Source organism: Chryseobacterium sp. MYb264, from assembly GCF_035974275.1.
Taxonomy (GTDB): Bacteria; Bacteroidota; Bacteroidia; order Flavobacteriales; family Weeksellaceae; genus Chryseobacterium.
Map to the genome: position 1 here is coordinate 2,609,663 of NZ_CP142422.1, position 23,677 is coordinate 2,633,339.

A 23,677-nucleotide genomic window follows, 5' to 3' on the forward strand; every position below is an offset into this window, starting at 1 on the left:
CTTCAAATGGAATACGCATTTAAATTAATAAATATTTGTAAGACTTGGACAGGAATAATGATGAGATTTTGATATTTAGAATAATTCAATTTAAAGAATAAGCAACTCATTAATTTTAAAGAATTATAAATAATATTGTAAAAATCAATTACGGTTCATTATAAATAAGTTCGGTATTGTTTACCTTTGTACATATTAAAGCACGAAAAAGAATTTAAAAATAGAACTCATGCAGGAAAACTGGCAAAATAAACATATTGTATTTTTCGACGGAGAATGTGGCGTTTGTAATTTTTGGGTACAATGGATCTTGGAAAGAGATAATGAAGACAAATTTATGTTTGCTTCTTTACAATCTGATTTCGGCCAAAAATTCTTATCTGAAAGAGGATTGGAAACGACTGTTTTTAACACCATGTATCTATGGAAACCTAATAAATATTATCTTATAAAATCAAGTGCAGTACTTCAAATCGCTAATCTACTGGGAGGAATTTACAAGCTTTCTAAAATAGGAAAAGCAATCCCCAAGTTTTTCAGTGATAAAGTATATGATCTGATCTCGAGAAACAGAATGAAACTGGCAAATCAAAAATGTTATCTGCCTACACCTCATCAGCGAGGGAAGTTTATTGAGGTTTGATTTTTTTCTTAGATATCAATTTACTCAACCTTCAAGGTAGTAATTAAGCTAAATAAATACAAAGACTGCTTCAAAATTGAAACAGTCTTTTTTTATTTAAATATATCGTTAAAATTTTATTGATTCAAAGACCAAACCGTGTAAGAATTTGGTGGACACTGAATTTTCACCCGTTTATCTGCCGCGGTTGTAGGATACCAGGTAGAATTTCCTGTAAAATCTTTAATCTGCTGATTGCTCCAGTTCGTATCCACCCATTTTTCCTGCCAGTCTGATGAATTATTGATATAAACCACCAATCCCGGATTTCCGTTATAGCCGTTTCTTCGTGCAATATACTCATCATTATCGGTATACAAAATGGACGTGTTTCCTGTGGCTTTGTTATTGTGAATCCATATTAAATTGTTCAGTTTATCTTTATTCAGCCATTCTTCATAATCGCGATAGAAAATGGTAGGATATCCTTCATGGGTTAAAATATAAGCATACGCTAACGTTTTATTGTAAATAATATCCGTGTCATGATTCGCTACAAAAGTCACCGCTTTATATGGGTTTCTTTTCCACATCATATCGTCATTCAAGACATTTAAATTTCCGTTATCAAACGCTTCATCCATCTTATAATATGCAGCAAAATCAAACACTGAACTATTCGCATTATTCGCCCACCACTCCAGCGTATTAACGTTAGAATCCCAAAGCTCACCCACAGAAAATCCGCCTACACTTGAATTCCACGCATTCACGACCCAAGGTCCGAAACCCTTCACATAATCGAATCGCCAGCCGTCGAATTTCATGACATTTTTATAATACTTCGCGACAGAATCATCTCTTCCCCAAAGCCAGTCCTGAACATAAGGATTCGCATGACACAGATCCGGGAAACCACCGAAAGCGCCTTCATCATTATTTCCGTAAGCATTTTTGTAAAAATCATTATAATTTCTCGGAAATTTTCCTGAGGCGATGCCTGAGAAATTAGTCCAGGTATTGGTTCCAGTGTAAGGATTCGCTTCCGATTGCCCGCCACTGTTATGGTTAATCACAATATCGGCGTAAACCTGCATATTTTCAGCGTGTGCCTGCGTGATCAATGCTTCCAGTTCCGTTCGAGAACCAAAACGGGTCTCCACACTGCCATTCTGATTATAATTTCCGAAGTCATAATAATCGGTAGGATCATACCCCATAGAATACGCTCCGTTTTGTGCTTTCGACGCAGGCGGCAACCAAATGGCCCCGATTCCTGCATTCGACCAGGCGATCACTTTTCCTTTTATGGTATTCCACCAGTTTCCGCCATCCGGAACATCCCAGTAAAATCCCTGCATCAGAACACCACCTCCTGGTCCCGCAACAAACTTTCCATTGACCGAAGAATTGGTTCCTGTACTGAATGACCGCCCATCATGTTTGGTGACATTCACAATTCTGTCATGAACTTCAGAATCTAAAGCTTTTTCACCCATCAGCTCATCACTGTTCTGACATGAATTAATAAGCATGAAACCTATTAAGGGAAGGAATACTTTTATTTTTTTCATAGACAATATTTTAGTTATTAACCTATTACCTAAATTACAATTTTATTCATGTAAATTCTATATTTTGTGATTTATTTTAGGTTTAATTAAAAAAAATAAGAATAATTGTAATTTAAATTTTAATTAAAAAAACATAAACTTTAAAGATTTTCGGTACAATTTTTCCATTATTGCATATATTTGCAGACTATGGAATACAATACCCAAAAAACCCAGCTTCATATACCGGAATACGGTAGAATTATACAACAGTTGGTTGAGCGTTGCAAAGAAACTTCTGACAGAAATGAAAGAAACGAAATGGCAGCCGCAATCATTGATTTTATGGGTCAGAGAAACCCTCAGCTTCGTGATGAAGATAATTATAAACATAAACTTTGGGATCATTTATTCATTTTAGCGGATTATGATTTGGATGTAGATTCACCTTATCCTTTCCCTACCAGAGAACAACTGGCAGAGAGACCAAAAACCATGGAATACCCTAAACTACAGGGAGATTTTAAATTTTACGGAAAGAGTATTCTTCAGTTAATAGAAAAAGCAATTGAACTGGAACAAGGCGACGAGAAAGAAGCCCTGATCGAGGTAATTGCGAACAATATGAAGAAATCTTACAACGTATATAATAAAGAACACGTAACGGATGATGTAATTTTCCGTCATTTGAAAGAACTTTCGGAGAACAGGTTGGATTTAACCGGAATTGATTCGCTTGAAAAGAGTAAAATTTACTACACCAGCAACAATAACCGTAATAACAATAATAACAACCGAAATAACAACAACCGAAGCAATAACCAGAACAATAACAACAAAAGAAGACATAACAACAATAATCATAAAAACAGAAAGTAAATGAGTGGAACATTTCAGATAAGAGGAGGGAAAAGATTGCATGGTGAAATCACTCCACAAGGGGCTAAAAATGAAGCTCTACAAATTCTTTGTGCGGTTTTATTAACTGACCAGGAAGTTAGAATTAAAAACATTCCGGATATTCATGACGTGAACCGACTAATTGAAATCCTGGGAGACTTCGGGGTAAAAGTGACTAAAAACGGACATGGAGATTATACTTTCCAGGCTGATAAAGTTAATTTTGATTATATAAAATCCAGCGAGTTCAAAAAGGACGGCGCGAGATTAAGAGGATCAATCATGTTGATGGGTCCCATGTTGGCAAGATACGGAGAAGCCTATATGCCAACTCCAGGTGGAGACAAAATCGGAAGAAGAAGATTAGACACTCACTTCCAGGGTCTTGTTGAACTGGGTGCCGAATTTCATTATGATGAAGAAGAATATTTCTATTCTTTAAAGGCGAAGGAGCTTAACGGTAAATTCATTTTACTGGAAGAAGCTTCCGTAACAGGAACTGCCAATATCGTAATGGCAGCCGTTTTAGCAAAGGGTAAGACAAGAATTTATAATGCCGCTTGCGAACCTTATCTTCAGCAGCTTTGTAAGATGCTGAACAGAATGGGCGCTAATATTTCGGGAATCGGCTCTAATTTATTAACAATTGAAGGTGTTGAATATCTTCATGGGACTGAGCACACCATGCTTCCTGACATGGTAGAAATAGGATCCTGGATTGGTCTTGCAGCCATGACAAAATCTGAAATCACTATTAAAAATGTAAACTGGAACCAATTGGGCGTTATCCCTAATACATTCAGAAAATTAGGTATTCAGCTTGAGCAAAGTAATGATGATATTTTCATTCCGGCTCAGGAAAATTATACCATCCAGAAATTCATTGACGGTTCGATCTTAACCATTTCGGATGCGCCATGGCCAGGATTTACTCCGGATTTGTTATCAATTATTTTAGTGGTTGCCACTCAGGCGAAAGGAAGTCTTTTAGTTCACCAGAAAATGTTTGAATCAAGATTATTTTTTGTTGATAAATTAATTGACATGGGCGCACAGATTATCCTTTGTGATCCGCACAGAGCAACCGTCATCGGATTGAATCAGGAAGCTCCTTTAAGAGGAACAACGATGGTTTCTCCAGACATCAGAGCGGGTAATGCGCTTCTTATCGCGGCACTTTCTGCAGAAGGAAAATCGATTATCCACAATATCGAGCAGATCGACAGAGGATATGAAAATATCGATGGAAGACTAAAAGCGATTGGTGCTGATATTGAAAGAATATAATAAGTTATAAATGATGAGTTTTAAGTTATTAGTTTACTTAAAATTATAATTTCATAAAAAAGCGTTCAAAATTATTTGAACGCTTTTTTTTTACTTTAAAAAGTATGTTTTTTTTAACGCAAAGTTTTATTTTTAATACTGCATATTTTTAAAGGAGCAAAGAGGAATCAACAAGTTGATTGGATCAAGCTTTCGTTTTAGCCTCGTGATACTTCTTGACATCTTTGTTTTAAAGGTTTTCTTACCCTATTTTTACTTTTACCTTTTTACCCGGCTCTCTTTACTTTTTACAGAACCGACTTACCAGCCGCCTCCGCCTCCACCACCGCCTCCACCGCCGGAGAATCCACCCCCTCCGGAACCGGAGCTGCTGCTGCTTGAATTGGAAGATGAAGGTTGTGTAGATGTAGACTGAATAGAGTTTGTAAGACTAGAGTTCAGCGCACTTGCAAAAGCATATTGATTTAAAGTAGAGCCTGTATACCACGTATTATTGTAGTCTGTAGACATTCGGCTCATGATCTGCTCAAATTTCTTTCCCCAAATATCATCAACCCCCAAAATCATCGCATAAGGCAATAAGGTTTCAAAAACCTGTGGCGTGATCTGAGGAGGATTGTGAAATTTCAACTGTTCATTTTCAGCAGCGCCCATGTACATTTTAAATCCGTCAATCAAAGATTTTTTTCTCAACTTTTCTTCACTGGGTCTTTTAACCAAATATTGAAATATAATTAAAAACATAAAAGCTAAAGCGAGAAAAAAATAACAGAAAATGAAATTATTGTTCTCGTAATTACCGTAGTTTAAGGCAGCAAATCCACCTAATCCTACCGTGATAAAAATCGGTAAAGGAATAAATACCCACCAGAACATTTTTCTGACAGCAAAAGTGAAGATAAGAAATGCAATCAGTAAAACCACATAAAACACTCCTCCCACTACCAAAAATACAGGATCATCAGACACTGTAAAACTCACAAACAATCCCACAACATAAATGATGGAGATCAGGAAAAATGGTAGTAACAGTTTCTTCCTGTTGTTTCCTTCGTTCAGAAGTTTATCATGCTGAAAAGATAAAGACGAGCGAAAACTATTCACCGCATTTTCCACCTTAGAATTATAATTTCCATCAAACTTTATGGAACTTTTAGCACCGGTAAATAAACTGTTCATCAAACCAATTTCTTCAACCGGTAAACTCTGATCAGGCTCTTTTATTTTTTGAATGGTAAAAACTTTACTGCTGAAAATACCTAGTATCCCAGAACTTGCGCTTTCGATAATTTTAATATATCCTTTTACCGCAAGATTAACCAAAGCCGCAGTCAAGAAACTATTTTTAAAACTTTCATGCTGAATATATCCCATAGAACCCGGGGATAGATTATCGGGAGCATTAAACTGAGGATAAACAGTAGGTGTCGCAGGATCTACTCCATATTTTTGCCATGTTCTGAAAAAATAAGCAAACAATCCAAATAATAGAATCGCAAAAACTGATAAAAGTCCGTACTCTTCTAAAAATCCGGGCGGTGGTGGCGGAACCATTATTCCTTTTTTGAATCCGACGGCAATGGTCAGCCCTTCCGAAGGATATAATTTTGAAGCCCCCCACTCTATTGAGGTATCCGATAAAAGTTTCGCATTACAATTCTGAGAATTGCTTCCAGAAGCTCCGGTATAACATGAATTCTGTAAAATATTGGCGCCCGCCGGAAGATTTACTTTTGCAGAAATTGTGTCTACATCAAAATTCCATGCATTTCCGTTGACATTCCAATACAATTCATCGTAATTATTGAAGAAACCGATCTGGTTTTTCGTCTCATATTTTATTTCATATGCATAATTTCCTGTATCCAGAATAACATCTCTGTTTCCGACATATATTTCAAAATTATCTCCGTTGGTCTCGGTATGATAATCTTCTTTTTCACCATTTTTTGTAATGGATATAATGTCATACTGAATCTTTTGCTTCTTATTATTCAGATTTCGGGTTAAAGGCAATGTGCGGAAAATTCCTCTTTTAATTTCATTTCCGGTACTATAAACATTAATCTTTTCAGTCACCGTAAGCCCTGAATTTTTATTAACATCTATATCCGAATGAAAAGAAGTTATCCTTTCCTTTTCATAATCCACACTTACGGCATCAGAAGAATTTAGATCATCTTCAATATGCTGCTGAGCAAAGCTCAATGCAAAAAATAAAAGGTAAAAAAGCAACAAAAACTTCTTCATTGCTTAAAATTTTACCGTTGGAACTTCTCTTTCTGCAACATTCTGAAGTTCGAAGAAAGGAGATTTTTCAAACTTATACATATTAGCGATGATATTGCTTGGGAAAGACTCCACGGCAGTGTTATTTTCGCGAACGGTTCCGTTATAATATCTTCTGGATTTTTCAATATCATTTTCTATAGAAGTAAGTTCGGCCTGTAATTGCTGAAAATTAGCGTTTGCTTTCAGATCAGGGTATTGCTCGGCCACTGCGAATAAATTCATCATTGCCTGATTCAGATTTTTTTCTGCTGCCTCTTTTGCTTCCACAGAATTCGCTCCTAACGCCAAATTTCTCGCTCTGGTCACATTTTCCAGTGTTTCTTTTTCGTGAGTAGCATAACCTTTTACAGTTTCTACCAAATTTGGAATAAGGTCATGGCGTTTTTTCAACATCACATCGATACTGCTCCACCCTTCCTGAACGAGGTTCCTAAGTCTTACCAATTTGTTGTACACCGAAACTCCGTAAAGAAGGAAAATAACCACTAAAGCGATTACAATAATTAAAATCATCATAGTCTTAAAATTTTTAAATGTTACTTAAAAATAAGCCTTTTTTCGATAACACAAACAAAAGGATGCCCAAAATGAGCATCCTTTTCGTAATTAAAACTATATGAATCTGGCTTAAGAGTATTTTCGGCAGAGATATTCTACCGTGGTACTCAAAAGTTTATTGTTTTCCAGATAATATTCGAGTTTTTGAAAATCATCTGAGTTGACATTAATATATAACTGTACTGAACCAAAACTATTTCCGTTCACATATTCCACATTAGCTGATAACACTCTGTGACATATCCCGAATTTATTGTAAATAGTATTCATCAAATGTTCGAATTTCATCTTCCCATTCAACTCTATTTCCAAGATCAATTCTTTTTTCGGCAGGTTTACTTTTGTCTGTAAAAACTGCAGGTTTGGATTAGGTGTAATCATAACTAAACATTTTTTTTGGTTAAACATCGTCGATTCAAGTATTATTAAGTCTCAAATCTTTGACAAAAATATAAAAAATTATTAGTCCACCAAATTAGTAGACTAATAATTTTTAATTTTAACATAAAAAAAAGAGAAGTTGATGCACTTCTCTTCTTTTTTATAACTCTTTTATTCGGTTTAACTTTTCGGAAGCTGCCAGACCATTGGGATTACAACCGGGCTCGCCTTCAGGCACTCTGAGGTTTTTCTTTCGGTAAAATTCTTGCCAGAATTCGTTTATTTTTCCTGTTTTCGGATCCATAAAGGTCATTGGTTCCAATTTAAAAATATGATCATCCCGAAAAGCTCTTTCAATATAATCTGAACAGTAATAAGAATTTTCATCCAGAATATAATTGAAATTATAAGGTTTTCCTAACATCGACTCTGCTTTTTCGATGGCCTGAGGAATTGTCTTCTGATAGTCGGGTTTCAAACGATAAACAACGACTCTTTGTCCGTCTTTCGCCTGATCTTTAAGAAAATCCTGTAAATTTTGTTTTTGAGAACCCCCTTTTGGGGCTGCATGCAGAACAAAAGCTCCCGTTTTATTTTTTTCTAAAATCCCGATATGATCGAAAGATGCATTTTTCTGCTTTTGGGTTACGTTATTAATCGCTCCTGAAAGTCCGCTTTCTTTTGCCGTAACAAAGAGCAGATCTCCAGTTTTTAAACCGCTTCCCAAAGAAGATGCGCAGGAATTCAGTACCAGAAAAAAGGCACAAAAAGTAAATGGTACGAAGAGGCTTTTGGCAAAAAAAAAGGGCTTTTTAGTATTCAATATCATCATTCAAAATTACAAATTTAGAATTCATTACTTTTGTAAAAAACACAGCAAAGCGTTTTTTACAAAAAAAACAATTCATCCAATGCCTCATATCCTATTATTAGAAGACGACAAAAGACTTTCAAGGCTCATTGCTACAGGCTTGCTGGAGCAGGAGATGGATGTGAGCTTTGCTTATGACGGAGAAAAAGCCTATGAACTGGCTTCGACCCAGTATTTTGATCTTATTATTACGGATATTATTGTTCCTCTAAAAAACGGAATAGATTTTTGCACAGAAATAAAAGAATTAAAACCCAATATTCCTGTGATTATGCTGACAGCTCTGGGAAATACCGATGATAAACTGAAAGGTTTTGACTCGGGAGCCGATGATTATCTTACCAAACCTTTCGAGATGCTGGAGCTGCTCGCCCGAGTGAAAGTTCTGCTCAAGAGATTTTCTCCACAAAACCTTCATTCATCCAATATCCTGAAGTATGAAGGTATAGAAATGGATCTAAAGCTTAAAACCATCCATCGGAACGGGATTCTTATTAAGCTGACTCCAAAAGAATTTAATCTGATGCAGTTTTTGCTGGAAAATCCCGAACGCGTGCTTTCAAGAACCGAAATCGCGGAGAAAGTTTGGGAAACACGTTTCGATACCGGTACTAATTTTATTGATGTGTATATTAATTATATCAGAAAAAAAGTAGATAAAGGTTTTGACGTTAAACTGATTCATACAAAGCTCGGAATGGGTTTCATCCTGAAAAAGGGCTACGAAGATCATATTCTCTAAACCATAGCATAATGAAAACCAGAACCAAGCTTACTTTACTTTTCACCATTGTGACTGCCGTACTGGTAAGCCTGTATGGCATTGCTGTTTACTACTTTTCAAAAGAGGCCAGGGAGATTTCATTTTACTCAGAATTAAAAGCTGAAGCAACTGCGAAGGCCAATCTTTTCTTTGAAGGCGCTCTCACGGAAAAAGAAATGCACCGGCTTTATAAAAGTAATATTCAGACCCTGACTGAAGTTCAGGTAGCCATCTACGATTCTGATTACCATCTTATTTATCACGACGATTATAAAGTGGACTATGTAAAAGAAGACTCGGCGATGCTGGCTTCTATTTTCAAGAGAAAGCAGGTTAGTTTTTTTATCAACAATCTTCAGGCAACGGGAACCGTTTATACATATCAGGGGAAAAAATATGCGGTAACCGCTGCCGGATATGACCAGTATGGATACCATTCAACATTAAATTTATTAAGCATCAGCATTTTTATCTTTATTATTATTCTGGTTCTGGTTTATTTTGCGGGACTTTTTCTGTCTAAAAAAGCTCTGAATCCTGCTGTGGAAATGGTAAAAGGCGTTAAAAATATTACCGCAGGAAAACTTCAGTTGCGGTTAGAATATCAGACCGAGAAAGATGAGTTTTATGAACTTGCCAAAAACTTCAATCTGATGCTGGAAAGACTCGAAAATTCTTTTTCTTCTCAAAAAAACTTTGTCTCTAATATTTCTCATGAGCTGAATACCCCTCTGGCTACAATGACTGCCGAGCTCGAGCTTGCCCTTCAGAAAACACACGGCACCGAGGAATACCGCAATATCATTCTTAATACCCTGAATGATGTTAAAAATCTCAGCAAACTCTCCGCAAGCCTCATGAATCTGGCGAAGGCGAGCTATGACCCTTCTGAGATAAACTTTGAAGACATAAGAATTGATGAAATCGTACTCGATTCCTATGCCAAGATCTTAAAAGAAAACCCACAGTACAGCATACAGATTAATCTGGATGATTCTATTGAAGAACAAAAGCTGATCTATGCGGGAAATCATTATCTTTTGCTGGTGGCCTTTACCAACCTTATAGACAATGCCTGCAAATATTCTCCCGACTATTCCTGCATTGTTTCTATCCGGATTATCAGTGGTTTTTTATCTGTAGAATTTATCAATCACGGATCTTTTATCTCGGAAAAAGACTATCAGAATATTTTTAAACCATTTTACAGAACCGAAGAAATACCTCATAAAAAAGGTCATGGTATCGGTCTTTATCTCACAAAAAAAATAATTGGCCTTCATCACGCCCGCCTTTCCGTATTGTCTAAGGACGGAATCACCTCTTTTCAGATTCTCTGGCCGTAAATTCGGAGTCATTTTTACATTTACTTTTTCTAATGGGATTCTAATATGATTCTAAAACCTCTCTAACAGCTGGTTAGGAGACGTATGTCTAATTTTGCAGCAAATAAAAAAACAATGGATCCTGACCCCTACAGTCTTAGCATTTATTAAATTTTCTGCGCATACTTTTCCTGTATGCCCGGAAGGCATATAAAAAAAAGGAAAAGTTATGAGTACATTAGAATTTACTAACAGGCTTTTTATTGCCTTTATCTTAGGCGCCGTTATCGGTTTCGAAAGACAATGGCATCAAAAAAGCGCAGGTCTCCGCACCAACACGCTCGTCTGCCTGGGCTCGGCGGCATTTATTTTACTTTCTATAAAAATCGGAGATGGTGCAACCGGAAGGGTGGCTTCTTATATCGTGAGCGGTATCGGTTTTTTAGGAGGAGGAGCGATTATGAAAGACGGACTTACCGTACGCGGGCTCAATACGGCTGCTACCATCTGGTGTTCGGCATCTGTGGGGGCATTAGCGGCATTGGGATTGTTTCCGGAAGCCGCTGTGATAAGCGGATTTATTGTGCTTACCCACACTTTTCTCCGGCCTTTGGGTATGAAAATTGGCAGCCAGACCTTACGAATAAATACCACAGAATACCTGATACGCATAAAATGTAAAACCGAGATTGAAAATCATACGAGAGCTTTATTAATGCAGTCCTTTAATTCTACCGATAAGATCCTGCTAAAATCTCTGGCGAGCGAAGATTCAGAAAATCCTGAGCACATTATTATCTCTGCGGAACTCTATGCTTCTTCTCCTCAGGATAGTTTTATAGAAAAAACAATAAGCAGGCTGACTCTGGAAGATAAAATACTTAAAGCCAGCTGGGAAATCATAGGAACAGAAAACGATCTATAAATTTTTAATACTAAAAAAATGCTAAAAAAACAGAACGACAACGTCCTGAATTCTGCTGCATTCTCAAAAATAAGAGAAATCTCAGCGGCAGATGATAAAAGAGTATATGCCATTCTGGAGACTTCAGATGATGGGATTAGCGAAAATACGGTGAAAGACAGGATTCGGATATACGGTAAAAATGAGATTGCCTCACAAAGCAGTCCTTCCGGGGCGAAGCAGCTCGCGTATGCATTTTTTAATCCATTCAATTATATCCTCGCCTGCATCGTTGTAATCTCCATTTTTATTGATGTTATCATCGTGCCAGCTGAGGAAAGAGATTTCAGTACCATCATCATTATTACCACGATGCTGTTATTCAGTACCGGATTAAGGTTTATTCAGGAATTCAGAAGTAATAAAGCGGCAGATGCTTTAAAAAAGATGGTAAAAACAAGCTGTCATATAAAAAGAAAATTTAAGGAAAGTGAAGAAATAGATATCAGTGAAATTGTACCGGGTGATATTCTCTATCTTTCTGCAGGAGATATGGTCCCTGCAGACTGCCGGATTCTGAAAAGTAAAGATATCTTCATAAGTGAAGCTATTTTAACCGGGGAAGCTTTACCTGTTGAAAAAAATAACCTTCCGGTTTCCAACGCCCAGAAAGAAAATCCACTTTCGTTATCCAATATCTGTTATATGGGAACCAATGTCGTGATAGGCACTGCAATGGCTGTTGTGGTGAATACAGGATCTCTGACCTATTTCGGCAGTATAAGCAGAAGCCTGAATACGAAACGTGCAGAGACCTCTTTTGACATTGGTATTAACAAGGTTAGTATGATTCTTATTCGGTTTATGCTGGTAATGACACCGGGGATCTTCCTGATTAATGGTCTCATCAAAGGAGACTGGATTCAGGCGCTTCTTTTTTCTATTGCGGTAGCTGTAGGGCTTACTCCAGAAATGCTTCCGATGATCGTAACGGCTAATCTTGCCAAAGGAGCCTTGAATATGAGTAAGAAAAAAGTAATCGTAAAGAGACTCAATGCGATTCAGAATATCGGCGCCATGGATATTCTGTGTACAGATAAGACGGGAACCCTTACTTTAGATAAAATTGTGCTGGAAACCCATCGCAATGTAAAGGGAATTGAGGATGAAAGAGTGCTAAAATGGGCATATCTCAACAGTTTTCATCAGACGGGCTTAAAAAATCTTTTAGATAAAGCCGTTTTAGACCATGCCGAAATGCACGATTTGCTGAAGACAGAAGAATCTTACGAAAAAATAGATGAAATCCCGTTTGACTTTGAAAGACGCAGAATGTCGGTCATACTCCGTACACCAACCGGTAGACATCTAATGGTTACCAAAGGCGCGGTAGAAGAAATGCTTCCTTTATGCCAATATTCTCTGGATCCCAGCGCAGATGAAAGCCGGACAATCGATCCTGAGCAGATGATTCCGCTGGGACAAGCCATGAGAAATGAAATTATTGAAACCTCTAATAAACTCAATGGTGAAGGTCTTCGTGTCCTTTTAATTGCCATCCGGGAATTTAAAGAAAATCATCCTTTGAATTATTCTGTAGCAGATGAAAAAGACCTTGTGCTCACAGGATTTATAGGATTTCTCGATCCTGCAAAGCCCAGTGCAGGCCCGAGTATTAAAGCCTTACAGGAACTTGGGATTGATATAAAAGTAGTGACGGGAGATAATGAGATTGTGGCGAGAAAGATCTGTCATGATGTAGGCATTCCCGTAACTCATATTATGTCTGGCGATGAGCTTTCACATATTTCGGATAAAGAACTTACGGATAAAATAGAGAACTATTCAATTTTCGCAAAAGTGAGTCCGCTACAGAAGCAGCATATCGTGAAAATACTGAAATCAAAAGGTCACAGTGTTGGTTTTATGGGAGACGGTATTAACGATGCGGCGGCCATAAAAGAAGCCGATGTGGGCATCTCTGTAGATACAGGAACTGATATCGCCAAAGAGAGTGCCGATATTATTCTTCTGGAAAAAGATCTGATGGTCTTGAGAAGCGGCGTTATCTATGGGCGAAGAACTTTTGGAAATATCATTAAATATATTAAAATGACCACCAGCAGCAATTTTGGAAATATGCTGAGTGTTATCGGGGCGAGTATATTTTTGCCGTTTCTGCCTATGCTTCCCTTACAGATTCTGATCCAGAATCTTCTGTATGACATTTCTCAATCTTCCATCCCTTGGGATACTATGGATAAAGATTTTCTAAAAAATCCAAAGAAATGGGATCCCAAAAGCTTACAGAAATTTATGTTATTTATAGGCCCGATAAGCTCAGTTTTTGACTATGTTACATTCGCGGTGATGTTTTTTATCTTCAAAGCAAACAGCACAGAGCATCAGAGCCTGTTCCAGACCGGATGGTTTATCGAGGGGCTTCTTTCTCAGACCTTAATTGTACATATTATCAGAACCAAGAAAATCCCTTTTATCCAAAGCTGGAGTACAGCTCCCGTTCTGGCGCTGACAAGTCTGATTATGCTTATCGGTATCGCCCTTCCTTTTAGTCCTCTGGCTGCCTATTTTAAAATGGAAGCACTGCCACTGAGCTATTTCCCTTATTTATTCATCATTTTATTAAGCTATTGTGCATTAACACAAATTATAAAAACATGGTACATCAAAAAATTCAACGAATGGTTATAGAAAAAATCCTGAAAACAGCTTTGGTAAGTTCTCTTTCTATTATAATAACTTCCTGTAATAATAAGGCCGAAACCTCATCCGCCTCATCAGAATGGATAAAAAAAGAAGGACAACATATTGTGATTTCAGAGAACAATCCTGTTTTAAAGAAAATTCAGGTAAAACCTGTTATCCAGCAGCCTTCTTATCATGACATCAGCTCTGTGGGGCTTATTGAAGCAATTCCTAATAACTATGCCGAAATCGCCAGTCCTTTTTCAGGAAGAATCGTTAAATCTTACGTGCAGATTGGTGATAAGGTCTCCGCAGGAAGTCCGCTGTTTGAAGTTCTTTCATCAGATTACCTATCGGTTCAGAAAGAATATGCCCAGGCATTAAATGAATCTCAGCTTGCCGAAAAAAAATTTACCCGGCAAAAAGATCTGGAAAAACATGGAGTGGGCATTCAAAAAGACCTGGAAGAATCGGAAACTGAATTTAAAAATGCAAAAAATTCACTGGCCAATCTTTCATCTGCTTTAAAAGTATATAACAGTACAACAGGTAAAAATCTTCTTGTACGCTCGCCAATCAGCGGAAATGTAACTTCAAGCAAAATTGTCAGCGGACATTATTTAAAAGATGATGCCGAGCCTGTGATCACCATTGCCGAGCTCTCCAAAGTATGGATTTCCGGTGAAGTAAAAGAAAAAGACATCCGGTTTATTAAAACCGGAGATGCCGTTTCCATTCAGGTGAACAGTTTTCCGGATACTCCGATCACCGGAAAAGTTTATCATATCAATGATCAAATCGATGAAAATACCAAAAGTCTTAGAGTTTTAATCGAGTGTGACAATCCCATGAAACGTCTTAAGCCCGGAATGTTTGCTTCGATTACGTATGCTACCAACCCTGAAGAATCCATTGTTATTCCTGAGCGTGCGGTAATGCAGGACGGAATAGAGCAATATGTATGGATAAAAACAGGCAAAAATAAATTTCGCAGGCAGAATATCGTCACCAAAGAGCTGTCCGATAAGGACGTAAAAGTAGTTTCGGGATTACATCCGGGAGATTCTATAATCGTTGCCGGAAGCATTTATTTACTTGATTCTTTATAATACTATTCATTGAGAATCTTTTACATCTTAATATTTTTTAGAAAAAATGGAAAAGTTATTAACACTTTCAATACAAAAGAAATGGCTGATCTTAGCTTTGTTTATATTTCTCGGTCTCTTCGGATATTACTCATGGACAAAACTTTCTATTGAAGCCTATCCCGATATTGCAGATACCACTTCCCAGATCGTAACTCAGGTTCCGGGGCTGGCGGCAGAAGAAATTGAGCAGCAGATTACCATTCCTTTGGAAAGAGCCGTAAACGGTTTACCAGGAATGCATATTATGCGAAGTAAAAGCACATTCGGACTTTCCATGATCACGATTGTTTTTGAAGATGGAACCGATGATTACTGGGCAAGACAGAGAATTCAGGAAAGACTAATGGAGGTATCTCTTCCTTACGATGCTCAGCCAGGGTTAGATCCTCTTACCTCTCCGACAGGGGAAATTTACAGATATATTATTGAAAGCAACAGCCAAAGTCTGAGACAGCTGACAGATTTACAAAATTTCGTCATCATACCTAAAATAAAAGAGGTCGCAGGAATTGCGGATGTTACTAATTTCGGAGGGATTACCACCCAGTTTCAGATCGAAATAGAGCCCGAAAAACTTGCTCAATATCGAATATCGCTGGCGGAAGTGGCAGAGGCGATACAGAAAAACAATATCAGCGCCGGCGGAAGTATGCTCACCAAAGGGGATCTTGCTTATGTGGTACGGGGAATAGGTCTGATAAAAAACCTTGACGATCTGGGAAAAACGGTGATTAAAACAGAGCAGGGAGTTCCGGTTTATATTAGTGATATCGGAAATTTAAAGTATGGAAATCTGGAACGTAAAGGAATTCTTGGCTTTACAGACAGAAATCGGAATTACAATGAAAGTGTTGGGGGCATTGTTCTTTTATTGAAAGGACAAAACCCGTCCCAGGTTTTACAAAAGGTACACGAATCCATAGATGAACTTAACTCGGGGCTCCTTCCGGATGATGTAAAAATACACACGTATCTGGACAGGACAGATTTGGTAAAAACCACCCTTTCAACAGTCTCCCATACCTTAACTGAAGGGATTGTTCTGGTTATTATTGTTCTTATTGTTTTTCTGGGAAGCTGGCGTGGAGCCCTTCTGGTAGCCATTACCATCCCTCTTTCTCTACTCATTGCATTTATTTTAATGTATTTTACAGATATTCCTGCTAATCTTCTCTCTCTGGGTGCGATCGATTTTGGAATTATCGTGGATGGATCTATCGTAATGCTGGAAACTATCCTGAAAAAAAGAGAGGAATCTCCAAAATCAGAATTAAAAGAGAAAACGATGATACAGGCCGCAACAGAAATTGCAAAACCCATATTCTTCTCAGGATTAATTATTATCACGGCCTATCTTCCTTTATTTGCTTTTGAAAGGGTTGAAAAAAAGCTGTTTACCCCAATGGCCTTCACCGTGGGCTACGCACTGGTAGGAGCATTAGCGGTCTCCTTGCTTGTGATTCCCGGGTTGGCTTATATTATTTACAGAAAACCACAAAAGATATATCATAATCACCGGCTTGAAAAATTAAGTGAATTATACTCAAAAAAAATAAAAAGTATTTTAGATGCTCCTAAAAAAATCTTTATTCCGGTAACGCTGATTCTCATCGGGGCAGGCATTCTGTCTTTTACGGTAGGTAAAGACTTTTTACCCGAGCTGGATGAGGGTTCTATCTGGCTGCAGGTTCAGCTCCCACCCGGAATCTCGCTCGACAAGGCCCGAGAAATGAGCGATACCCTTCGAAGTCAGACAATGAAGCATTCTGAAGTGACTTATATGATGGTGCAGGCAGGCAGAAATGATGATGGAACAGACCCTTGGACGGCCTCTCACTTTGAAGTTTCTGTAGGAATAAAACCTTATAAAGAATGGAAATCGGGAAAAACAAAGGCAGATCTTATCCGGGAACTTTCTGAGGATTATAAGAAAATGCCCGGTTTTACCGTAGGATTCTCCCAACCTATGATCGACGGAGTAATGGATAAAATTTCCGGAGCCCACAGCGAACTGGTGGTCAAAGTATATGGTGACGATTTTAAAGAAACCCGAAATATCGCAGAAAAAATACGTTCCACCCTGGAAAAAGTACCCGGCTCCGCAGATGTCGCCATCGATCAGGAACCTCCTCTTCCGCAGTTACAGATTATTGCCAACAGGGATAAAGTGGCTCAGTATGGGCTCAATCTGTCGGATGTAACAGATCTTATTGAGGTAGCATTGGGTGGAAAAGCTATTTCACAGGTTTTTATAGGAAACAAAGTGTATGATATCTCCTGCCGGTATGCTGAAATAAGCAGAAATACTCCCGAGAAGATAAGCAACCTCATGCTTACCTCAGCCGAGGGGCAGCCTATCCCGCTTTCGCAGGTTGCAGATATTAAGCTGAATACAGGAGAGAGCACGATTACGAGAGAGATGAACAAACGACATCTTACCGTAAAATTAAATATCCGGGGAAGAGATCTTACTTCATTTTTAGATGAAGCACAGAAAAAAATCACTCAGAACGTGCATTATGACGCGGCTAAGAATAGTATAAAATGGGGCGGCCAGTTCGAAAACAAAAACAGAGCTTATTCCCGACTGGCGGTTGTTGTACCTGCCGTTTTGGTTCTTATGTTTTTACTGCTGTATGGTGCTTTCAAGAGCTTCCGTCAGGCTTCGGTTCTCATGACGGTTATTCCGTTAGCATTATTCGGAGGAATGCTCGCCTTAAATGCGAGAGGTATGTCTTTGAATGTCTCTTCCGCAGTAGGCTTTATTGCTCTCTTCGGAATTTCAATTCAAAACGGGGTGATTATGGTTTCGCATATTAATACCCTCCGAACTCAGCACTATCCTCTTGCAGCATCCGTTATAAAGGGAGCAAAAGACCGTTTCAGACCCATATTAATGACGGCCTCGGTTGCCATTATAGGTTTGCTGCCCGCTTCACTGGCAACAGGAATAGGCTCAGATGTGCAGCGTCCCTTAGCTACCGTTATCGTCTATGGCCTTCTGTTTTCTACATTGCTCACCCTTTTTGTTCTTCCAGCCATTTATTATATCGCAGAATCCGGATCTCAAAATAAAAACGATTAAGATGAAATTTAAAATAATATATATATTGTATTTTTCCTTAGGTATGACAGGAATATCTGCACAGACCAATACGCAGGATACATGGACATTTAATGAATATATTCAGCATGTAAGAGAAAAAAATCTGAGCACCAAAGCTCAGCAATACAATATCAGTATGGCAGAAGCCGCTATTCTTGCTGCAGAGATACTTCCCGATCCGCAAATTGATCTTGAAAGCTCTAATAACGGTGTTTCAGCAGACTTAGGCTACACTCTGGGAGCAGGAATAAGCTGGACGTTGGAGCTCGGCAAAAAAAGAAAAGCCCGGATAAGCTATGCTAAGAACGAAGCCGAATTCAGCAAATTACAGTTTCAGGATTATCTCAGAAACCTTATGGCAGAAGCTGCCATACGCTATATTGATGCTATAAAATCTAAAATCCTACTCGACGTTCATAAAGATTCTTATGAAAATATGCGTAAACTAGCCCAGTCAGACAGCATACGGCATGCATTGGGAGATATTTCCAAAGTGAGCGCTCAGCAAAGTAAGGTGGAAGCTTTATCTTTATTAAACGAGCTTCACCAGCAGGAAAGTACGCAGAGACAAAATATAACTTCTTTAGCAGAATTTACAGGGGATTATTCTTCAGAAAAAATAGCGGAAGGAAATCTGAATTTTTTAAACAGAAGTTTTGATCTTAATGAACTTATTTCCGCGGCTCTCCTGTCGCGAACAGATGCTTTAGCCTCTCAACAGAATATCAGTCTCGCAGAAAGCCTGGTCGGTCTTGAAAAAGCTAACCGACATATTGATTTAGGGCTGAATATAGGAGCAGAACACAATACTGTCGCGAATAATGTGGTGGCACCCTCCCCCGTTTCCAATGCGGTGAAACTCGGCGTGAGCATTCCTCTTAAATTTTCTAACAGGAAAAATGCAGATCTCAAAATTGCCTATATGAAACATTCACAAGCCGAATTAGAATACCGGCAAACCGAAAATATCATCCGCATAGAAATTAGAAATGCATATCAACAATATCAGTCTACTCAAAAACAGATCCAGCAGTTCGACAATGGCATACTGAAAGAGGCAAAAGATATTCTGGAGGGGATAAAATACAGCTACCACCGCGGAGAGAGCTCAATTTTAGAAGTTTTAAATGCCCAGAGAACCTATAATGAGCTTAGAAAAAACTATTGTGAGGTACTCGCAGAAAATGCAACAGCTCTGGTTGATCTTGAAAGAAAATCCGGGATATGGGATATTGATTTTTAAAAACAAAAAGGTCTCTGTACGAATTGTAACAGAGACCTTTATTTTATTTTTTATATTGAGATTCGTAGATACTGATCCACTCCTGAACGGTCATTTTCGTGCATAATTCACCGATAAGCGCTAAGGGAATATCGTCCATATTTTTAAAACGTACACAGGATTTCCCCATATCCAGTTTTCTTTTTGAATATTTGGGATACTCCCCAACAAACCAATCCAACAGATCAGGCTTTGCATACATTCCCATATGATAAAATGCAATAAAATTTTTCTGAGAAGCGAGGGCCATAAAAGGAAGCGGCGAACCCGGCGTGCAATGGTAACCTGCAGGATAGAGATCCAGAGGAATAGCCCAGCCAATCATTCCGTAACTGATATTTTCCTGAAAACCTTCGGGCAAATGATCATTTACTGCTTTAACAAGCTTTCTAAAAGCTTCCTGTCTTTCCTCAGGAATTTTTGAAATATAATCTTCTGTTGAACTTGCGAAAATTTGCATTTTGTATTCGTTTTATAGTTCTAAAAATAACAAAAATTCTCATTAAAAGTATATTTAAACTTTTAACAGCTCAAAGAAATTTGATGTAAATAAAAAAAACAGTTACACAATGCATGTAACTGTCAGGTAAAAATTTGTTATAAAAAATTATTGCTTAATCGCTTTTGTCGTCAGCTGAGATCCGTCTTTAAACTTTAGGGTCACTAAATATAATCCTGAGTTTAAAAATTTCAAATCAATTTCTTTGGATGGGCTATCTATTGTTCTTACGACCCTTCCGGAAATATCACTTATCGTTACAGAGCTTACTTTATCAATTTCAGAGACATACAGCACCTCTTTGAATGGATTAGGATGAACTGCCAATTTTTTCTTAGCAGCAATAACTTCTGAGGTTGACAGCTGGGACGTTTCCCAATAGATATCATCCCAATAATAAGACTTACCATCATTTGCACTCCTGATTGCCAATCTTGCATTAGCAGGTAAGGTAGAAGGAATTTGAACAGTATATTCAGCATTGGATGCATAAGAGGTATTGGTAATAGAAACCGATTGCAGCTCTACAAATGTTCCTGCATCTGTAGGATCCGTTACATAACCGACAATAAGAGATCCCGGCGCTCCACTGCTTACTCTAGCTTTAAATCTCAGCTGATTGGCGCCTGAGTTAACATTAGTGAATTCAGGAAGTACCACGTAGGTAGGTGTAGCTGTAGAACCCGTATATTGATAAATATTTCGGGTACCGGATGCGGGGCTTGTCGATGTAATGGTCTGAGAACCTGTTCCCGCAATTCTGTTCCAACAGTCTGGCACGCTGGATCCTATACCATAGGAATCGAAATTTTCAAATAATGAAGCCACTGCCCCGCAAGCTGTTTTAAATGTTCCGGAGAAAGACCATACACTCTGGCCTGTTGAGGAGCTGCAATTGGCTCTTACCCAATAGTAATAGTTGGTATTGGGATTCAGATTATCGATAATATAGGCAGCATTGGATATTCCCTGTACAGAAGGCGTAGCACCTGATGCCGGTGGTGTATTAGTGGTACTGTAGTAAATATCATAACTTGTCACCGTTGAAGAATTAGCCACCCATGAAACCTGAACGGTGGTCGGTGTGACAGAGGCAACAGGCTGTAATGTCGGAGCAGCACAATCTGAATAAGCATCCGCAGAGAAGGCAAAAATATTTGGAATACCGGATCCTGACACTTTGCTTACCGTTACACTTTGAATAGGTTTCGTCTGATTTCCCGTATCCATATTCAACTGAGCCTGATAAAGTCTGGGATTTGTAGTGCTTGACTCCAGGTTATCATTATTTCTGTTAATCCTACCGATGCCCTGAATGGCATAATTTGTCCCACCATACCAGTCAGCCAGCTCCTGATTCGAAAAAAGCTGCGATGATCCGTCAGTAAAATTGACGAGAACATTTACCACAGAAGTACCACTACCACTTGTAGAAAGCATATAAAGTCTAAATGCAGGTACGGGTGTTGTGAAAGTCAGAGTCCCTGACTGTCCTGCGGTAATTAATTTCAAAGAATTGGGCGCATTCAGGTCTGCCAACTGGAAATTAAGTCCCGGAGTACCTGTTACGACAGAGTTAATAAGTCCGTCAGCCGGAAGACCATACGTAATAGGGGTACTCGCAGATGTTGCCTGAAAACCTTTTGCTACAAAAGCAAATGAAACCCCATCCACATCAGCGGAGGTACTGACAGAGGATGATCCGGTACCATTGGCGATAACATCCTCCGTAAAGCCTGACTGAATAGGCATTGTCTGAAAGTTCTGTGCCGACATCTGAGACACAAAAAAGAGAGCTGCAAAATTAGCAAATCCTAAAAATAAATTTTGTTTCATATTAAATAGTATTATCATTGTAAACTTAATTAAAAACAATTAAGTTTATTTTTTTAACTAAAAATAAACAAAAAATAATAATAAATATTAAATTATAAACTAAATAAATTAACAAATAAAAATAAAGTAAACCCAATAATAAAATACAATTAATAAAAATTCATTTAAAAAAAAATAATTCACCAATCATCTATTAAATACATATTATTAACTAAGAAAATAAAAAAGAAGCCAGACAGATCTTAGGACGCACGGGAAATATAAAATCGCACCTCGCAGGCGCAGCTTTCCTATGGAAACCACAAGTATCTACCCTTTTACAACCTGATTGGAAACCCGGCAGTATTTGATTGACGCTTTTATACATCATGCATTGCTTTAGATTTTATTATTGTAAAATTAAATCCTATTTTTGTCATACAAATTTTTGAACAATGCCGAATATTTCAAACAGAGCACAACACATGCCGCCATCGCCGGTAAGAAAACTGGTTCCTTTCGCCATACAGGCCAAACAAAAAGGAACAAAAGTATATCACCTTAATATTGGGCAACCCGATATTGAAACTCCGGAAACGGCACTGAATGCTTTAAAAAACATTGATTTAAAAGTATTGGAATATGCCCTTTCAGAAGGAAATATAGAATACAGAAAAGCGCTAACAACGTATTATCACTCTCTTGATTTTACAGATCTTACGCCTGACAACTTTATTGTAACCAACGGGGGATCTGAAGCTCTGAACTTCGCTATTTCCACGTTATGTGATGACGGGGATGAAGTCATTATTCCTGAACCTTATTATGCGAACTATAATGGATTCACAAGCACTTTCAATGTTAAGGTAGTAGCTGTCCCTTCCACTATAGAGACCGGTTTTGCACTTCCTCCGATTGAAGAATTTGAGAAAAAAATCACCGCTAAAACAAGAGCTATCGTTATCTGTAACCCTGGAAATCCTACAGGATATCTTTATACGCGTGAAGAACTTCAGAAATTAGCAGAGATTGCTTTAAAATATGACATCGTTGTTATTTCAGACGAAGTATACAGAGAATATGTATATGATGGAAAACAGCAGATTTCAATGCTTGCTTTTCCGGAGCTAAGCGAAAACTGCATCATTATCGATTCAGAATCAAAACGCTACTCTATGTGCGGGGTAAGAATCGGATGTTTGATTACCCGTTCCAAAAAAATCCACGATGCGGCTATGCTTTTTGCACAGGCAAGATTAAGTCCGGTACTTTTAGGACAAATTGCTGCTACAGCAGCACACCAGAATGACGGAGCTTACATCCGGGCAGTAAGACAAGAATATACACATAGAAGAAACGTTTTGGTAGATGAACTAAATGCCATTCCGGGGGTTATCTGCCCTAAGCCAAAAGGTGCTTTCTACTGTGTTGCTGAGCTTCCGGTAGACGATACTGAAAAATTCGCACAATGGTTGCTTGAAAGCTACACTCATAATAATGAAACGATTATGGTAGCTCCAGCCGGAGGGTTTTACAGCAATCCTGAGTTGGGTAAAAAACAGGTGAGAATTGCTTACGTTCTGAAAGAAGAGGATTTAAAAAGAAGTGTTGAGATTTTAAAAAATGCTTTAGTACAATATAAATTAGAATTCAACCTTTAAT

At 38.1% G+C, this 23,677-nt stretch carries 18 protein-coding genes; 11 read left to right on the forward strand and 7 right to left on the reverse strand.

All coding sequences use genetic code 11. The features are described 5' to 3' along the window. Nucleotides 1–229: 229 nt before the first annotated feature. Nucleotides 230–643 (forward strand): thiol-disulfide oxidoreductase DCC family protein, encoded by a 414-nt coding sequence (locus VUJ46_RS11155; RefSeq protein WP_326985056.1) that lies wholly within the window; start codon nt 230–232, stop codon nt 641–643. Nucleotides 644–759: 116 nt separating this feature from the next. Here VUJ46_RS11155 and VUJ46_RS11160 read toward each other — a convergent pair whose 3' ends face one another. Beyond that, on the reverse strand, nt 760–2,196 hold the full coding sequence (locus VUJ46_RS11160) for an alpha-amylase (protein WP_326985057.1): 1,437 nt from the start codon (nt 2,194–2,196) through the stop codon (nt 760–762). 189 nt (nt 2,197–2,385) lie between these two features. Between VUJ46_RS11160 and VUJ46_RS11165 the strand changes: the two genes are divergently transcribed. Together VUJ46_RS11165 and murA are read left to right on the forward strand one after the other, a co-directional pair. Beyond that, nucleotides 2,386–3,054 carry a DUF4290 domain-containing protein gene (locus tag VUJ46_RS11165; protein WP_326985058.1) on the forward strand — a complete coding sequence of 223 codons (669 nt, stop codon included), beginning with the start codon at nt 2,386–2,388 and terminating at the stop codon, nt 3,052–3,054. Beyond that, nucleotides 3,055–4,362: a UDP-N-acetylglucosamine 1-carboxyvinyltransferase gene (gene murA / locus VUJ46_RS11170; RefSeq protein ID WP_326985059.1), complete on the forward strand. Its 1,308-nt coding sequence runs from the start codon at nt 3,055–3,057 to the stop codon at nt 4,360–4,362. It abuts the gene before it with no gap. 300 nt (nt 4,363–4,662) lie between these two features. Here murA and VUJ46_RS11175 read toward each other — a convergent pair whose 3' ends face one another. The 4 genes from VUJ46_RS11175 to VUJ46_RS11190 all read right to left on the reverse strand — a co-directional run bounded on the left by VUJ46_RS11175 (nt 4,663) and on the right by VUJ46_RS11190 (nt 8,425). Then, nucleotides 4,663–6,612, reverse strand: a complete 1,950-nt coding sequence (locus VUJ46_RS11175; RefSeq protein ID WP_326985060.1) for a DUF2207 domain-containing protein — start codon at nt 6,610–6,612, stop codon at nt 4,663–4,665. 3 nt (nt 6,613–6,615) lie between these two features. Beyond that, complete coding sequence (locus tag VUJ46_RS11180; RefSeq protein ID WP_326985061.1) at nt 6,616–7,170, reverse strand: LemA family protein; 555 nt, start codon at nt 7,168–7,170, stop codon at nt 6,616–6,618. Between the two features lie 111 nt (nt 7,171–7,281). After that, nucleotides 7,282–7,593, reverse strand: a complete 312-nt coding sequence (locus VUJ46_RS11185) for an NIL domain-containing protein (protein ID WP_326985062.1) — start codon at nt 7,591–7,593, stop codon at nt 7,282–7,284. 160 nt (nt 7,594–7,753) lie between these two features. Next, the gene (locus VUJ46_RS11190; RefSeq protein ID WP_326980876.1) at nt 7,754–8,425 is read right to left on the reverse strand and encodes a YiiX/YebB-like N1pC/P60 family cysteine hydrolase; all 672 of its coding nucleotides are present in this window, start codon (nt 8,423–8,425) and stop codon (nt 7,754–7,756) included. A gap of 79 nt (nt 8,426–8,504) precedes the next feature. Between VUJ46_RS11190 and VUJ46_RS11195 the strand changes: the two genes are divergently transcribed. The 7 genes from VUJ46_RS11195 (at nt 8,505) to VUJ46_RS11225 (ending at nt 19,662) form a co-directional block, all read left to right on the forward strand. Further along, nucleotides 8,505–9,206 (forward strand): response regulator transcription factor, encoded by a 702-nt coding sequence (locus tag VUJ46_RS11195; protein ID WP_326980877.1) that lies wholly within the window; start codon nt 8,505–8,507, stop codon nt 9,204–9,206. An 11-nt stretch (nt 9,207–9,217) separates the two neighbouring features. Then, complete coding sequence (locus tag VUJ46_RS11200) at nt 9,218–10,573, forward strand: HAMP domain-containing sensor histidine kinase (protein ID WP_326980878.1); 1,356 nt, start codon at nt 9,218–9,220, stop codon at nt 10,571–10,573. A gap of 208 nt (nt 10,574–10,781) precedes the next feature. Next, nucleotides 10,782–11,477: an MgtC/SapB family protein gene (locus VUJ46_RS11205; RefSeq protein WP_326980879.1), complete on the forward strand. Its 696-nt coding sequence runs from the start codon at nt 10,782–10,784 to the stop codon at nt 11,475–11,477. 18 nt (nt 11,478–11,495) lie between these two features. Further along, nucleotides 11,496–14,168, forward strand: a complete 2,673-nt coding sequence (gene mgtA / locus VUJ46_RS11210) for a magnesium-translocating P-type ATPase (protein WP_326980880.1) — start codon at nt 11,496–11,498, stop codon at nt 14,166–14,168. Then, nucleotides 14,159–15,271: an efflux RND transporter periplasmic adaptor subunit gene (locus VUJ46_RS11215; protein WP_326980881.1), complete on the forward strand. Its 1,113-nt coding sequence runs from the start codon at nt 14,159–14,161 to the stop codon at nt 15,269–15,271. Before mgtA ends, VUJ46_RS11215 begins: the two co-directional genes overlap by 10 nt. Before the next feature lie 46 nt (nt 15,272–15,317). Next, nucleotides 15,318–18,398 (forward strand): efflux RND transporter permease subunit, encoded by a 3,081-nt coding sequence (locus VUJ46_RS11220; RefSeq protein WP_326980882.1) that lies wholly within the window; start codon nt 15,318–15,320, stop codon nt 18,396–18,398. 1 nt (nt 18,399) lies between these two features. After that, a complete protein-coding gene (locus VUJ46_RS11225) occupies nt 18,400–19,662 on the forward strand; it encodes a TolC family protein (RefSeq protein WP_326980883.1) in 1,263 nt (420 codons plus the stop codon). Between the two features lie 43 nt (nt 19,663–19,705). Here VUJ46_RS11225 and VUJ46_RS11230 read toward each other — a convergent pair whose 3' ends face one another. Further along, nucleotides 19,706–20,161 carry a DUF1801 domain-containing protein gene (locus VUJ46_RS11230; RefSeq protein ID WP_326980884.1) on the reverse strand — a complete coding sequence of 152 codons (456 nt, stop codon included), beginning with the start codon at nt 20,159–20,161 and terminating at the stop codon, nt 19,706–19,708. A 147-nt stretch (nt 20,162–20,308) separates the two neighbouring features. Further along, nucleotides 20,309–22,036 carry a fibronectin type III domain-containing protein gene (locus tag VUJ46_RS11235; protein WP_326980885.1) on the reverse strand — a complete coding sequence of 576 codons (1,728 nt, stop codon included), beginning with the start codon at nt 22,034–22,036 and terminating at the stop codon, nt 20,309–20,311. A 434-nt stretch (nt 22,037–22,470) separates the two neighbouring features. On the opposite strand from VUJ46_RS11235, the gene VUJ46_RS11240 reads away from it, so the two are divergent. Further along, a complete protein-coding gene (locus VUJ46_RS11240; RefSeq protein WP_326980886.1) occupies nt 22,471–23,676 on the forward strand; it encodes a pyridoxal phosphate-dependent aminotransferase in 1,206 nt (401 codons plus the stop codon). Nucleotide 23,677: the final 1 nt, after the last annotated feature.

Excerpts from the sequence above, each read along its gene's own strand:
- VUJ46_RS11155 (WP_326985056.1), top strand. The coding sequence starts at position 230 with ATGCAGGAAAACTGGCAAAATAAACATATTGTATTTTTCGACGGAGAA.
- VUJ46_RS11160 (WP_326985057.1), bottom strand. The coding sequence starts at position 2,196 with ATGAAAAAAATAAAAGTATTCCTTCCCTTAATAGGTTTCATGCTTATT.
- VUJ46_RS11165 (WP_326985058.1), top strand. The coding sequence starts at position 2,386 with ATGGAATACAATACCCAAAAAACCCAGCTTCATATACCGGAATACGGT.
- murA (WP_326985059.1), top strand. The coding sequence starts at position 3,055 with ATGAGTGGAACATTTCAGATAAGAGGAGGGAAAAGATTGCATGGTGAA.
- VUJ46_RS11175 (WP_326985060.1), bottom strand. The coding sequence starts at position 6,612 with ATGAAGAAGTTTTTGTTGCTTTTTTACCTTTTATTTTTTGCATTGAGC.
- VUJ46_RS11180 (WP_326985061.1), bottom strand. The coding sequence starts at position 7,170 with ATGATGATTTTAATTATTGTAATCGCTTTAGTGGTTATTTTCCTTCTT.
- VUJ46_RS11185 (WP_326985062.1), bottom strand. The coding sequence starts at position 7,593 with ATGATTACACCTAATCCAAACCTGCAGTTTTTACAGACAAAAGTAAAC.
- VUJ46_RS11190 (WP_326980876.1), bottom strand. The coding sequence starts at position 8,425 with ATGATGATATTGAATACTAAAAAGCCCTTTTTTTTTGCCAAAAGCCTC.
- VUJ46_RS11195 (WP_326980877.1), top strand. The coding sequence starts at position 8,505 with ATGCCTCATATCCTATTATTAGAAGACGACAAAAGACTTTCAAGGCTC.
- VUJ46_RS11200 (WP_326980878.1), top strand. The coding sequence starts at position 9,218 with ATGAAAACCAGAACCAAGCTTACTTTACTTTTCACCATTGTGACTGCC.
- VUJ46_RS11205 (WP_326980879.1), top strand. The coding sequence starts at position 10,782 with ATGAGTACATTAGAATTTACTAACAGGCTTTTTATTGCCTTTATCTTA.
- mgtA (WP_326980880.1), top strand. The coding sequence starts at position 11,496 with ATGCTAAAAAAACAGAACGACAACGTCCTGAATTCTGCTGCATTCTCA.
- VUJ46_RS11215 (WP_326980881.1), top strand. The coding sequence starts at position 14,159 with ATGGTTATAGAAAAAATCCTGAAAACAGCTTTGGTAAGTTCTCTTTCT.
- VUJ46_RS11220 (WP_326980882.1), top strand. The coding sequence starts at position 15,318 with ATGGAAAAGTTATTAACACTTTCAATACAAAAGAAATGGCTGATCTTA.
- VUJ46_RS11225 (WP_326980883.1), top strand. The coding sequence starts at position 18,400 with ATGAAATTTAAAATAATATATATATTGTATTTTTCCTTAGGTATGACA.
- VUJ46_RS11230 (WP_326980884.1), bottom strand. The coding sequence starts at position 20,161 with ATGCAAATTTTCGCAAGTTCAACAGAAGATTATATTTCAAAAATTCCT.
- VUJ46_RS11235 (WP_326980885.1), bottom strand. The coding sequence starts at position 22,036 with ATGAAACAAAATTTATTTTTAGGATTTGCTAATTTTGCAGCTCTCTTT.
- VUJ46_RS11240 (WP_326980886.1), top strand. The coding sequence starts at position 22,471 with ATGCCGAATATTTCAAACAGAGCACAACACATGCCGCCATCGCCGGTA.